This is a genomic window from Pirellulales bacterium (assembly GCA_036490175.1).
Classification (GTDB): domain Bacteria; phylum Planctomycetota; class Planctomycetia; order Pirellulales; family JACPPG01; genus JACPPG01.
In genome coordinates this window covers 1-14,127 of sequence record DASXEJ010000145.1, presented here as the reverse complement: position 1 = coordinate 14,127, position 14,127 = coordinate 1, and the positions used below count along the sequence as shown (strand labels likewise).

Annotated in this window: 11 protein-coding genes; 2 read left to right on the top strand and 9 right to left on the bottom strand. The window is 59.7% G+C overall.

The window, feature by feature from the left end:
• Both VGG64_11305 and metK read right to left on the bottom strand, forming a co-directional pair.
• Positions 1-567, bottom strand: a 567-nt coding sequence (locus tag VGG64_11305; protein ID HEY1600184.1) for a hypothetical protein, incomplete at its 3' end; no start/stop codon positions are given.
• Between the two features lie 38 nt (positions 568-605).
• Positions 606-1,790 (bottom strand): methionine adenosyltransferase, encoded by a 1,185-nt coding sequence (gene metK, locus VGG64_11300; protein HEY1600183.1) that lies wholly within the window; start codon positions 1,788-1,790, stop codon positions 606-608.
• Positions 1,791-2,128: 338 nt separating this feature from the next.
• Here metK and VGG64_11295 point away from each other — a divergent pair, with 338 nt between their 5' ends.
• Positions 2,129-2,740: a polysaccharide biosynthesis/export family protein gene (locus VGG64_11295; GenBank protein HEY1600182.1), complete on the top strand. Its 612-nt coding sequence runs from the start codon at positions 2,129-2,131 to the stop codon at positions 2,738-2,740.
• Positions 2,737-3,180, top strand: a complete 444-nt coding sequence (locus VGG64_11290; GenBank protein ID HEY1600181.1) for a hypothetical protein — start codon at positions 2,737-2,739, stop codon at positions 3,178-3,180. The genes VGG64_11295 and VGG64_11290 overlap by 4 nt, the downstream gene beginning before the upstream one ends.
• A 175-nt stretch (positions 3,181-3,355) precedes the next feature.
• Here VGG64_11290 and VGG64_11285 read toward each other — a convergent pair whose 3' ends face one another.
• From VGG64_11285 to VGG64_11255, 7 genes are all read right to left on the bottom strand, one after another.
• Positions 3,356-3,766 carry a MafI family immunity protein gene (locus VGG64_11285; protein HEY1600180.1) on the bottom strand — a complete coding sequence of 137 codons (411 nt, stop codon included), beginning with the start codon at positions 3,764-3,766 and terminating at the stop codon, positions 3,356-3,358.
• A 93-nt stretch (positions 3,767-3,859) separates the two neighbouring features.
• Positions 3,860-4,297 carry a hypothetical protein gene (locus tag VGG64_11280; protein HEY1600179.1) on the bottom strand — a complete coding sequence of 146 codons (438 nt, stop codon included), beginning with the start codon at positions 4,295-4,297 and terminating at the stop codon, positions 3,860-3,862.
• 212 nt (positions 4,298-4,509) lie between these two features.
• The gene (locus VGG64_11275) at positions 4,510-5,829 is read right to left on the bottom strand and encodes a 3-deoxy-D-manno-octulosonic acid transferase (GenBank protein HEY1600178.1); all 1,320 of its coding nucleotides are present in this window, start codon (positions 5,827-5,829) and stop codon (positions 4,510-4,512) included.
• A gap of 111 nt (positions 5,830-5,940) precedes the next feature.
• On the bottom strand, positions 5,941-9,645 hold the full coding sequence (locus VGG64_11270; protein ID HEY1600177.1) for an SEC-C metal-binding domain-containing protein: 3,705 nt from the start codon (positions 9,643-9,645) through the stop codon (positions 5,941-5,943).
• A gap of 230 nt (positions 9,646-9,875) precedes the next feature.
• A complete protein-coding gene (locus VGG64_11265) occupies positions 9,876-11,513 on the bottom strand; it encodes a CehA/McbA family metallohydrolase (protein ID HEY1600176.1) in 1,638 nt (545 codons plus the stop codon).
• Positions 11,514-11,761: 248 nt separating this feature from the next.
• Positions 11,762-12,838: an ABC transporter permease gene (locus VGG64_11260; protein HEY1600175.1), complete on the bottom strand. Its 1,077-nt coding sequence runs from the start codon at positions 12,836-12,838 to the stop codon at positions 11,762-11,764.
• Positions 12,838-13,785, bottom strand: a complete 948-nt coding sequence (locus VGG64_11255; protein HEY1600174.1) for an ABC transporter ATP-binding protein — start codon at positions 13,783-13,785, stop codon at positions 12,838-12,840. Before VGG64_11255 ends, VGG64_11260 begins: the two co-directional genes overlap by 1 nt.
• Positions 13,786-14,127: the final 342 nt, after the last annotated feature.

The window sequence follows — 14,127 nt, the reverse complement described above, 5'->3', positions numbered from 1 at the left end:
CGCCGCACCTCTCACGTCGCGAGCGCGAGTGCCGGGGCCACCGATCGATCGATCCCTGTCATGCAGATCGTCCTTAGATTCCCGCGAAGAATCCAGCACGCGTGGCACGATTCGCCGCAATCGAAAGGCGTCGAAGGGAGACGGACTTACACCGGTGCCAAGGAACAACAGCAACAGTGCCTCTTCTACTGCCACGATTAGCCACAGCAGTACGAGAAATACGAGAGGCATTCCCACGGTCGACAGCGCAAGGGCCGTAAAAAATAGGGCAACGGCCGGGTAGCAGAGAACTTGCCAGTCCACGACCTTCGGTGCAGGTCGCCGCCATGCGAACCACAACAAGCGCGTAGTTGCGGCCACGATGGCCGTGGCCAGCACCCAAGCCACCGTCCACCCTGGCGCGGACGCTATCGAGACGGCGCCCGATACGCGCCTCATCACCAGGCCGATCCCGATCAGCAATTGCGCTGCGATAGATGCCGCCACCAGCGCAGGCAGAAGCTCGCAGAGAAGCGCCTCTGGCGACAGCTCGGCCGTCCGTTGGTTAATACTCGACTGCCGATCCATGCCGTCGATTCTCGTGCGGCCTATTGGCGAAGTTGCCCCTAGCGGGCCAACGCTTCACTGCCGGCAGCCTTCGACAACTCGGCGGCCCGACGCGTGCTTTCCCAGCTGAACTCCGGCTCGCTGCGGCCGAAATGGCCGCCCGCGGCGGTCAGTCGGTAGATTGGGCGACGCAGATCGAGGTACTCGATGATCTTGCCCGGCTTGAGCGGGAACAGATCGCGAACCAATTCGCAGATTCGCCCATCGTCGAGCCGGCCCGTTCCGTCGGTATCGATATGCACGCTCACCGGGTCGGCTACGCCAATGGCGTAGGCCAATTGCACTTCGCAACGATCGGCCAGCTGCGATGCAACGATGTTCTTGGCCACGTGTCGGGCCATATAAGCGGCACTACGATCAACCTTGGTGGGATCCTTGCCGCTGAAAGCACCGCCGCCGTGGCGGCCCCAACCGCCGTACGTGTCGACGATGATCTTCCGCCCGGTCAGGCCGCAATCTCCCTGTGGGCCGCCGACCTCGAAACGTCCGGTCGGATTGATGTGGTACGTGATATTGCCGCCGACCAGATCGCGCGGTAGCACCGGCTTGATGACCTTGTTGATGACAAAATCGCGAATCTCGTCTTGGCTTACCTGCGGGCCGTGCTGCGTCGAGACGACCACCGTGTCGATCCGTACCGGCCGGCTGCCGTCGTACTCGATCGTGACCTGGCTCTTGCTATCAGGACGCAACCAATCGACATCGCCTCGGCGGCGGGCCGCGGTCAACTCATTCGTGATCCGGTGAGCCAGCGCGATGGGTAGCGGCATCAACTCGGGCGTGTCGTTGCACGCGTAGCCGAACATCAAGCCTTGGTCGCCAGCTCCGATTTCCTTGCCGGCTGCGGCATTCTCATTGACGCCCATCGCGATGTCTGGGCTTTGCTTGTCGATAGCGATCATCACGGCGCAAGTGTCGCCGCAGATGCCCATGCGATCGTCGGTATATCCGACTTCATTGATGACGCGGCGGACGACTTCGGTGTAGTCGACCTTGGCATTGCTGGTGATTTCGCCGGCGACGATAGCGATGCCGGTTGTGACCATGGTTTCGCAGGCCACGCGGCTCATCGGATCGGCCGCCAGGAGAGCATCGAGGACGCCATCCGAGATCTGGTCGGCAAGTTTGTCGGGATGCCCCATGCTGACCGATTCGCTGGTGAACAGGAACTTGCCGGATGCCACGGATGAATCCTCCTCGGGAGTGCCAAATGCAGCAAAAAGGGGGCCGGTCGCGGCCCAGAATCCCGCTATTATAACCAGCCACAGGCAGGGGGAGCAACCGGCCGGATGTTTGGCTAATCCCCACTCCCAGCAGCCAGGCCGCCTAGTCGTGCACGGCCAGGAATCGTTAGTGGGAGCGGCCCGATCGGAAATCGACGTTCGGTCACGCCGGACCAGCGAAATCGCCAGCGAGCGAACACCTAGCTGATCAAACATCATCGTTCAGGTGGATCGGCCGCAGACGGTAGAATGCCGGCGTGCCCAGCCCTCCTATCTATCCGCCACCAAAGGATGACCCTATGAATCGCCTTGGTTGGTTTCTCGGTATTGCAGGCTGGCTTGTTGCTGCGACGTTGGCTGCACTTCTAGCACTACCCGGTTTGGCCATGCACGGACAAATCGCGGTAGGCGACGTACTCAAGATACAGATGGTCGCGCCAAACCAATCTTTCTCGGACGACTTCAAGGTGTCGCCAGAAGGAGCAGTTTTTCTCGGCCCGTCCTACGGATCGGTCGAGGTGATTGATATGGTCCCAGAAGAAGCGCGCAACGCCGTCTCGCGGCATCTGGAAGGATTTGTGCCTACGCCCACGGTTTCAATTCGCTTCGCCAAGAGTACGCCGCGCCGGTGGTTGGATCGGCCTTTTCTGGCCTACGGATGGACCGCTGCATCGGTCCTGGCGCTTCTGCTCGCTATTTCCACGTTCCACGCCGCCAGCGCACCGGGGCAGAATCGCCGCTTGTTTCAGTTCGGACTGGGCACGTTAATGTGGTTCATGGTTATCGTGGCAATTGCAACAATGGCCTTCAATGAAAACAGGGAGCGCGTCCGTATCAATGCCGCCGCCGACGACGCCATGATGCCAATGCCAGATCCCCAAACATCGCCCGAACCAACTAGCTCGGAATGACCGAATCCACTCCGCCCACCCGCCGCCGCAGGTTCCAGTTTGGGATCGGAACGCTGTTCGTCGTGCTGACGGCATTTGGCGCAATACTGGCCTACCACGTCAATTGGATCAGGCAAAGAGCAGCCCTGCGCGGGCCGGAATTCGGCGAGCGGTACTATTTCACCCTTCCTGTCCAGGGTCCATATCTCCTTCAGCTATTTGGCGAGCCTGGCTACATAGAAGTACTCGTCAATCTCACGCAAGATGTGCCAGTTCTCGCCTGGGACGGCACGAGAATGAATGGAGTTCGGCGGTTAACGCCCCAAGAGCGCGAGGAGGTCAAACGCATTCGGCGCCTGTACCCAGAGGCGATACGAGTCGTAGGGGGCTTCAAAGATGCCAAGGTAAGTACAGCAAATCGCGATGTGCTATGGCCGTTCGTCGAGGCATCCGAGGATTAGGGAGCGCGCCCGCTTTATCACCGACCAGCAGCAACATACTAACTCGCCGCCACCGCCTTCCCGGAACCCCCGGCCTGCACTCGCTAATCACCCACTCCCGATGTTTGGCTAATCCCCACTACCAGCAGCCGGGGAGTGTCTTAAGACTGAATGGCACTAACTTAAGGGCGCACGGTTATCGGGTTACTTGGGACCTGAGCATATCCACACGCCCCTGCTTCATTTGGCAGACTCGAGCAAGCCTCGCAATCTTGCCGAATTCCGCTGCGCTGAGCGGCACGTTGTATTCGTGCAAGTTGTCGCACAGGATTTCGAGCGCCAGTAGGTATTCGCCTGCCTGAACGTATTCCACGCCGGCAAGGAACGCCGAAAGGCGGTCGGCAAACGATTCGTCTAACGAAAGCAGACGCTGCTCTATTTCCTTATTCGTTGGTTTCTCATCCGTACGGGGACGCTCTAGCCGGCCTCGGGGGGTGTCGGATGGGCGGTTGATTCCCCCAAGTTCGTGCCGGTCGTCAGCAAGTGACACTGCGGCAATTTGGTAACCCATTCCAGCTTCGGGTTGGGCGGCAAGAATAGCGCCCATTTAGATGAGCGGTGAAGCATTTAAACCTCAGTATGCCAGAACCGCATTGAACAACTCGTCAAAGCTCCAGACGTGCCTGCGCAGCGTCGATGGTTATGGGCTGCTCTTGGCCTTGATCGCTTCACGCAGCCGGTTGCGAATCCAGATCGTAAGGCTGAGATTCTCTTGCCGGGCGGCGCGTTCGTACTGCTCAAGTTCGACCCGCGTGATGCGCAGATCAATGCGCTCGGGGAGGAACTCTTCGGTTCCCTTGTCACCTGCACCGATCAGGGGACCCACTCCGTCGAATTGCAAGTTTGACCCGCCGCTCATGCCAGGCTGACTCTTGGTACAGGTCATGGTGCCCGTACGGCCATCCTTCAACTCCAAGCGGCAGTCACCGTTGATGACGGGTGTGGTTTGCGGCGCAAAGAAGCCGGCCTTCCAGGGAATCGGTCCCGATTTGGCCGACAGATCCTCGACCCACACGTCCCCTTCGAAGACCACCGCGACGCCGTGTAGCACGCGTCCACGTGTAAAGTTCGATGCCATGCACTTAGCCTTTTCTCTTGTGACGGGTGCGAGTCAAAGGCATTGTGCCAATGAGTTCGGCCAACGGCCTCGGAGGGAAGACATTGTAGCCGACAATCCGACGACAGGGGCCGGTAGCCACCCTGCACCTATCATCACCGGCCTTGCTGGCGCGCGCTTCATCACCGCATCGAGATCGGGACGAAGCTGCTGCGGCAGGGACTGCCAAAGCCCTAAGCCGCCGAGCGATTGGCACGTTCGTGACATTGCCGAGCTGGCAGCATTAAGTCGGCCAAGCCAGCCAATGTGCGGCCGGTGGCGCCTGCCTGCGCCGCCACCAGCATTTGAGCACGCTGGCCGAGCGCCGACGCAAATACCGCATCACTTAGGCAGCGCTCGACAAAGGTAGTGAGCTCGTCGCCGCTCCGGACAACAATCGCCGCGTCGGCAGCCAGCATCTGCGCCACGATGTCGCGAAAGTTGCGCGTGTTCGGCCCAAACGACACGGCCGCACCATAAGCGGCCGGTTCGATCATATTCTGGCCTCCGCGCTTGTGCAGGCTACCTCCAACGAAGGCGATGCTGGCCGTGCCCCACCAGGCGCCAAGTTCGCCAATCGTGTCTACCAACAGCACGCGTGCCGTTGCAGAAATGCCTTCGGCGGCCAGTTGGCTGCGCCGCTGCCAGGCGATGCGTGAACTTTCGAGCATGGCGGCAACTTCGGCAAAACGCTCGGGATGCCTTGGCACCAGGATCAACCGTAATTGCGGGAATCGATCACGCAGGGACTGGTACGTTGCAAGAGCGAGCGCCTCCTCAGGCTGCTGTGTGCTACCGGCGAGAAAGACGATATCGTCATTCGCCAGACCGGCTGCGTGCGCCAAGGCGCGCGTGGCCGGATTCGCACGGTGCGTTTGTGCACCATCAAACTTAATTGAGCCCGTGACTTGGACCGCTTCCTCGCGGACTCCCAATGCGCGGAAGCGTTCAGCGAATTCGTCGTTCTGGGCCGCGACAAAATCGATTTTGGACATTAGCGGGCGTAGCAGAAAGCGGGCCCGGCTGTATCCTCGGAAGCTGCGCTCGCTGAGGCGGCCGTTGATGATTGCCACCCGAGCCCCGCTCGCATGCGCGGCCAGAATCAGATTGGGCCATAGCTCGAGTTCGGCTAGGACCAGGCAGGCCGGTCGAATGCGACGCATCGCCGCGCGAACGGCCCAGCTAAAATCGAGTGGGCAATAAAAAACAGAGTAGTCGGCGTATTTTTTTTTGGCCAGCACGAAGCCTGTCAAGCTGGTTGCCGAGATTACGCACTCCCATCCCGGCTCGCTGCGGCGGATATCCGCCAGCAGCGGCGCAAGCAAGTTGACTTCGCCAACGCTAACCGCGTGCAGCCACAGGCAGGGCCGGCTGCCGGTGCGTACTGGCACCAGCCCCAGCAGCTTCTCGGCCATGCCCATGCGGTACTTCCCGCGCTTCAGGGCTTGGTACAAGAGCCAGGGGGAGGCGACGAGCACCAAGACCAGGTAGCCGAGATTCAGCAAATAAGGCATGGAGGGAATCCTTTCCCGCGCCGTTCTCAATCATTTTGACGAACGTAATGCACTTGGCACTCGCGGCACCCTTGACGATGGAATCCTCATCAACAAGGAGTTCCACCTACCCTACGAGCGATTGCCGCCGGTCCGCATGTGGCAATTCTTGAACTTCTTGCCGCTGCCACAGGGGCACGGATCGTTGCGGCCCACATGTTCGCCACGATTTCGGATCGGTTCGATCTTGGCCGGAGCGTCCGAGCTATCAATCGCGGTTTGCTGATCGCTCGTCATCATGGCAGTGCTGGGGGCGGGTGAATCGTGTGTCGCCTGGCTTTCCGTCCAGGTCGAGCCCACAAAACCTTCATCCAGCTCTTCCATGCGGAAGATCATGTCGGTTACTCGCTCGCCGAGCGAACTCCACATCTGCTCGAACGTCCGCATACCTTCCCGTTTGTACTCCACCTTGGGGTCGACTTGCGCGTAGCCGCGCAAACCGACGCTCGAACGCAGATGGTCCATGGCCAACAAGTGGTCTTTCCACATGGTGTCGAGCACATACAGAACAACATCGCGCTCCAGGCGGCGGATTTCAGGGCGGTAGCGATCCTCGACGGCGACAGTCAGCTTCTTTTCCAGCTCGTCGCGGTCGAGCTCAGCGATCGCGTCGGGAGTGATATCGAAATCCATCCGCTCGCGCAACCAGGCCGTCAAAGAACTGAGCGCGCCGTTACCGCCGGTTGCCGCGCGCACCGTTGCCTGCGAGTCTGAATCGTCGCCGAAGATTTTTACAACCTGTTGGTGCGCCTCGGCGAGAGTCTGATTCGCGTGAGCGAGGGCTTGCTTGCTGTACTCGACCAGCATCTGCTGGATTTCTTCTCGCTGCATGTTGCGCAGGTCATCGACGTTCAAATCGATATGAAAGCGCTGCCGAGCCCAGGCCACGAGCTGATCGCGGTCGTAGCGTTTCTGGCCCTGCGCGTCGCGCGCGGTGAAATGCGACAGCGCGGCCCGCACGGGAAACTCCGCCTCTTTCTCGTCGTAGGCGGCATGGGCTCGTTCCCGCACCATCTGCGTGAAAGCGCGGGCATCGAGCTTTTTAACCTCGTCGGGATTAAGCTGAACGCCGAACTTGTATTGCACCCACCCGCACGCCGTGCGGATGGCAAAGCCTTCGTCCAGCACCCGCTCGGCCGGAGACAGGTCGACCTTATCGATCGCTTCGCGTGCTTGTTCCAGCAGGGTCTCTGTCAGGCCTTCGCGGCCAATCTTTTTCAGGTCTCGATCGCGATAGTTGAGTTTCCAGCGGGTGTTGAGAAACTTTGCCAGCGCCTCCCAGTTCCACTCGTCTTGGTCGGCATCCTCGGGCACATTCTCTTCGATCGTATCGAGGATCTGTCCCTCGGCGAGACGCGCCGCCTCTTCCTTGGCGCGGGCTTGCGCGGAAGCATAATCCATGCCGCGGAAATCGCGCGGATCAAGCTCAATGCCCAACTCGGCGCCGGCGGCTTTGGCAAACGTCGAGGCGCTGTAGTCTTTGTCGAGAAAATCTGCCAGGTAGGTGTCAACCTGGGTGTCGATCATTTCCAGAATCTTGATTTTGCAGTTGCCGCCGTCCAGGATGTCCTGGCGGAACCCATAAACCCGCTTGCGCTGCTCGTCCATCACCTCGTCGTATTCGAGCAGGTTTTTGCGGATATCGAAGTTGCGCTCCTCGACCTTTTTCTGTGCCCCTTCGATGCGCCGGCTGACCATGCGGCTTTCGATGGCCTCGCCCTCTTGCATACCTAGCCGCGTGAGCATGTTCTTCACCCACTCGCCGGCGAAGATTCGCATGAGGTCGTCTTCCAGCGAGAGAAAGAATCGGCTCGAACCAGGATCTCCCTGGCGACCGCAACGGCCGCGCAACTGAAGATCTATGCGACGGGCTTCGTGCCGTTCGGTGCCGACGATGTGCAGCCCGCCGAGCGATTTCACTTCTTCGCCCGCCACCTTCATGCGTTCGCGCTCTTCGATCTCGCGGACGAGCGTGTTCCATTCTTCCTGCGGCACATCCAGACGCGTCTCGTACTTGTCCTGCAAGAGGGCCCAGGCCATCGTCTCGGGATTGCCCCCCAGGACGATGTCAGTACCGCGGCCAGCCATATTTGTGGCGATCGTTACGGCGCCTTTGCGCCCGGCCTGGGCCACGATCTCGGCCTCGCGCTCATGATGCTTGGCGTTGAGGACCTCGTGCTTGATGCCGCGACGATTGAGCATCGCGCTCAGCTTTTCACTCTTTTCGATGGATACCGTACCGACCAAGATCGGCCGCCCGCGGTGGTGCAGAGCCGTGATCTCGGAACGGGCGAGGAACTGCCGATCCTTGCGGTCCTGCGACTCGAATTCGACGCGATCCTCGTGCTCTTTGACGATCGAGCCGACCCGCTCCGTGCGGTCTTTCATCTCGACGACATCCCACTTGTGCAGCCGTTCGATTTCTTCAACGATTGCGTGGTATTTCTCCTGCTCGGTCCGGTAAATGACGTCGGGGAAGTTTGCGCGGCGCATGCCCTTGTTGGTGGGAATGGCGATGACGTCCAACTTGTAGATCTTCCAGAATTCCGCGGCCTCGGTCATGGCCGTGCCGGTCATGCCGCTGATCTTGTCGTACAGTTTGAAGAAGTTCTGCAGCGTAATGGTGGCGTAGGTTTGCGTCTCTTCCTTGACGCGCACGCCTTCTTTCGCCTCGACGGACTGATGTAGACCGTCGCTCCATTGCCGGCCCGGCATCAGTCGGCCCGTGAACTCGTCGACGATGATTACCTCGTCACCTTGGACAACGTAATTCACGTCGCGCTTGTATAGGTAATGGGCCTTGAGCGCGTTATCGATCAGATGCGGCCAATCCATGTTGCCAGCGGTATAGAACGTCTCCACGCCGGCCAGCTTCTCGGCTTCGCGGACACCGTCATCGGTTAAATAGGCCGAATGTTCCTTTTCTTTGACCTCGAAGTGGACGTCCTTTTTCAGCTGGCGCGCAATCTTGTCAGCTTTGGAGTAACGCGTGACGTCGTCGTGGGCCGGGCCCGATATGATCAGTGGCGTGCGGGCCTCGTCGACCAAAATGTTGTCCACTTCGTCGACAATCGCGAAGTGTAGTTTCCTTTGGCATTGCTGGCGGCCCTTCGGATAGCGATCGTCGCCGAAGGCGGCCGGCTTCATATTGTCGCGCAAGTAGTCAAAGCCGAACTCGTTGTTCGTGCCGTAGGTGATGTCGCACTCGTAAGCCCGTTGTTTCAGTTCCGGATCCATATCTGGATAGATAGCACCGACGGTCAGCCCCAGGTTGATATACAGGGGGCCCATCCACTCCATGTCGCGGCGGGCGAGGTAGGGATTTACCGTGACAACATGGACTCCCTTGCCCTCCAAGGCGTTGAGATAGGCCGGCAGGGTGGCCACCAGGGTTTTGCCTTCGCCCGTGACCATTTCGGCGATCGCGCCGGAATGCAGAACCATGCCCCCCAGCATCTGCACGTCGTAATGCCGCATACCGAGCCAGCGGCGCCCGGCCTCGCGGCAGATAGCAAAGGCTTCGACCAGCAAATCGTCGAGCGTCTCGCCGGCCGCCAGGCGGCGGCGGAACTCTACCGTTTGCGCAGCCAGGTCGGCATCGCTCATGGCCTGATACTTGGGCTCGAGAGCATTGATGGCGTCGACTTTCGGCTGTAGCCGTTTGACGAAACGAGCGTTCGACGACCCAAAAAGCGACGTCAGCGACCGCTCGAACGAGCGCCCGAGGCCGCCGAAGATAAGGCCGATGATTTCCCAGATCCGTTCGAGAACTTGCATGGTAGTCCTGGCGCGAAGGGTCCCTGCCGATGAAGATGCCCGAGAATCGTAGAGGCGGGCGTTAAAGCGGCATACCCTGCCGCAGGGTTGGAAAACTGCGCAAAGTTTTCCAGCGACATAGTTTATAGCTTTTCTTACGGAGGGTCAAGAACGGTTGTTCAGGTCCCAGGCGGGCGTGGTCATCCTCATGGCCAAGTGCGACGGAAGCCGGCTATCTTGTCGCGAGTAAGTCACTGCTCCAAACGCTTTTGCAACGCCGCGATAGCCTCTTCGTAGACGGCCAACACGTCCTGACGCTCTTTCGGCGTGGGGAGGGTCGCACGCATGTCGATTTTTTTCTTGTCAGCCTGCATCTCCGCCAGCAGGCCGGTCGCGGTCTCTGCATCGAAAACTCCCCGCCCACCCACCTGAACGTAAACCGGACTGGAATGGGCGAACAGATGGCAGCCAAACTCGTTGGCCGCGACCGGTTCTTGCAATTCCGGGTCGTCTGCCACGGGCGGAGGAGGGGTCCGCAGCGTAAGCCATGCCGGTGAATCGATTGCCATCGATACATGCAACTCGGCGACAAAGTGGTTTCCTTCGCGTCGGCTGGGAGCTGAGGCAACGATCCGGCCATTCCGGACGACCTCGATTCGCTTGAAGTCCATTCTCCCATCCGCACGACCATAAACCGCTACCTCGGCAGGCTCGGCCAGATCCAACGTGCTACCAACTGCCTGGCCATCAACCGTGAAATTCAGAAGTGGGCCGTTCGTAATGAAGGACTTACCAGCTGCAAGGCGGTCAAGCCACTCGGTGGGTGTAATTGGTCTTTGTGGATCGGTCGTCACGTAAGCGCGCGAAAAGTCGTAGATGAACCAATCGGTACCGGTCGAGAAGGGCACCTTCAGCCCGATGTTCAGATAGCGGTAGTACGTGTCTTTGTAACTACCGCGTTCGCTGCCATCGAAGATATTGTTGGCGTGTACCCGGCCGGTGATCCAATTCGGAATGTCTTCGAACCCGTAAAGGTTGTGCGCCCAGACGACTTTGCCGCCAGCTTGCCGCGCTTTATCGATGCCGACCTGTAGCGGCGGCGAGTCTGGCCCCTGACCCATAAGCCCTGGGCCGACACTGACGGGGCGGATGATATACGGAATATCCAATAGCAGAATATGCCCGTACCCTTCGCCGTGCGAGCCGAAGTTATGGCGATGTTCTTCGCCGTGTCCAAAGTGGACGTGCCCCCGCGACAGTGCAGCCAGATCGCCCGGTGTGTAATTGTTGCTCGTGTATTCCAGGTCGGCTTTGGCTCGTTCGAGATAGGATAGGAAAACGATGTCCAATCCATCGGCGCGTGGAACTTGCTCAAGATAGCGGTCGGCTTCGCGCTTGCTGAGCTTCATCAGGTGCAAGTGCGTGTTACCGGCCAGCAACCCGTCTTTGTGGGCGTTGAAAAATCTCTCCAGCGGAATCCTTAATTTCGCCTCGGTCCGACCAGTGAGGTCGACGCGCTCTTGGGCCAATTCGGTTTCAAGTCCGGCGAGGGCCGTAAAGACCAGCGGCGCTGCCGGCACAGTTACCGTCGTTGATTTTGGGAGAACCCACCAGTCGTGGATCGGTCCGGCTGCTTCGACACCCTGTCCGCGATTGACGAGCGCGCTTAATTTGATTCGCTCTCCGCGTGCGTCATGCGCTTGCACGATTCCCGGTAATGGTTGACCCGTTGCGCGATCGACCAGTTCCAGGGTTAGCGCGCACGTCGTGGTGGGTTGGTCGCAGCCATGCTGCGTGGCCGCGCAGAGCACTAGGCTCATCGCCAAGAAGGCAAACCGCAGAAGACTGCTGGTAGGGTAGATAGCCCAATCAAAGTGCCGAACAAACATCAGGAGTTTTCGACGAGCAGGAGTCCTTAAACGCTCAAAAGAGCCGTCTGTTGGCTGGCGACTCGTCAAAATCTTGGAAAAGTCTGTAGATCTCCATCCGCATGGTCCACGTGCTTGTGCATCTGGCAGTTGAGTCATTTCTGCATTCCACCGTTGGCCCGTAGGTATTTTGGGCCGGATGACCAGGTAATCTGGCCGGGCGGGAACTCATGCTTGATAGACAGTCGTAATGCGCAGCGTTTGCGACACTAGGTCCAGCGAAAGAGCCTTAGCGCCAACAAAAACGAAACGGCTCCCCAGCACGCAAGTGCCGCGATATTACCGGTCTGCGATGCCAGTGACGCCCCCTCCAGCATGACGGCGCGCAGCGCCTCGATCAATTGCGTCAGCGGCAAAATGCGAATAAACGGCTGCGCCATTTCCGGGAAGCGATCCGACGAAAAGAAGATTCCCGAAAGCATCCACATCGGCAGCATCACCAGGTTCATCAATCCACTGACCGCTTCCACGGTCTTGGCGCGGCTGGCAACCAACAGGCCGATGCCAGCAAAGCTGAAAGCACCCAGCAGCACCAGCGCAATGATCGCTCCCAAGCTTCCCGCATTGACCACGCCAAAGGCGAGACGGGCGAAAACGAGCAAGACAAGCACCTCGGGCACCATGAACAGCAGCCGGCTGACCATGATCCCCGCGAGGAAGTGGCTCTTGCGCATCGGAGTCGCGAGCAGTCGCTTCAGCAGCTTGCGAATTCGCATGTCGACCGTCACGAATCCCACGCCCCATAGTCCCCCTCCCATCAGGCTCATGCCCAGCAGGCCTGGCACGAGAAAGTCGATGTAGCGTCCGCCGGGATCGGTCATCTCGCGAATGCTGGTCGAGACGGCGTCTTGGCGGCCGGCGGCACGCTGTAGAGCGTCGTCGATGGTGCTGCGCGCGAGCGCACTTTCTGGGCGGCCTGGATCGAACCAATATTCATAGTTGGGCTGTGCCGAGGGGCCTGTGAGCACAACCAAATCGGTTTTACCCAGCCGCAAACGCTGGCGACAAGATTCGACGTCGCCGACTCGGACGTGAAAGCGTTCGTTCTTCGCTAAAGCTGTCTCCACGGCACTCGCCGCCGGACCGGCTTCGATGTCGACCGCAATGGGCCGCTCGGGCTGATTACGGAATGCGATTCCTAACGCAACGACCATCAAGATCGGAAAGCCATAGACCCAAAACACGGCCTCGGGCTCGCGATAGAATTCGCGGAGCCGCGACAGCACGATTTGCACGAGCGGATGGCGGGTGACGGGACGGCGCGGCGAATGGGCTACTTGTTTCATCACGAGCCTTCCTCGTGAATATGTCGACCGGCCAGGTGAACGAAGACGTCTTCCAGGCTGGCATGGCGCGTCGTCAGATTCGCCAGGGCCATGCCTTGCGACTCTAGCCGCCCCAACAGGGCAGGCAGCGCCACGTGCGGCTCACTGACCGAGAGCGTGTATAACTCGGCCTCCCGCCGCGCCGAGCGCACCGACGGTAGATCGGCGAACGTGTCGGCCTCGACCTGAGAGGCGTTCCCCGCGACTAGCGAGAATTCGATCATATGCTCGCCCCCTAGCCTGGCAATAAGCTCGCGCGGCGTGCCGAGCGCGATGACTTGTCCGGCGTTAACGATGGCCACCCGATCACAGAGCCGCTCGGCCTCGTCCATATAGTGCGTGGTCAAGAGCACGGTGCGACCTTTTACGCCGAACTCGCGGATGATGTCCCACAACTGGCGGCGCGATTGCGGATCGAGACCGGTCGTCGGCTCGTCGAGAAATAACAGGTCCGGATCGCCCACGATGGCACAGGCCACGGCCAGCCGCTGACGTTGGCCGCCTGAGAGTTTGCCGACCCAGGCGCGGCTCTTTTCTTCAAGAGACACTTCGCGCATGGCTTCTTCCGGTTCGATGCCATCGCGATAAAAACTGCGGAATAGGTTGAGCGTTTCGCGAACGGACAGCTTTTCGGCCAGCTTCGTCTCTTGCAAGGAAATGCCCACGCGTTCTTTGATGGCCTGATCGTCGCGGCCCCAATGCATGCCGAGAATTTCCACCTCGCCGCTGGTGGCGGGAAGCAGTCCTTCCAGGATCTCGATCGTGGTGGTCTTGCCGGCGCCGTTGGGGCCGAGTAGCCCGAAGCATTCTCCCTGTTCGATAGCGAGATCGAGCCCGCGCACGGCGTCGACCGGCGGCCGGCCGTCGTAGTGTTTACGCAGGTCGGTAGCGCGGATGGCAAGCGGCATGTGGATGTTTCTGAAACGTTCTAGGGACGAACTGAGAACGGCAGGGTCTTTTTTGCCAGCGGGGGATTCGCGTCAGGCAACGAATCCTACCTGAACTCCGAGGGCTGTCGATGCCCACTCCGGGGTGAGACGAGTTTTCACGCCGCGCTTTCGACCAAATTGAAGGCCAACCGTGACTGGATTATGCGCTGCCGGTCTTACTGAGGGGCTTATGCTCTGTTGAAAACTGATGGAATTAAGTGAGGATCATTAAGTTGTGGGTCAGGACGCGGAGCAGGCATTCACGGGCTTGCGCTTCGTTGCTGCGCGAGCGGAGGGCTGATCCGAGCAGTCGTTTGTTGC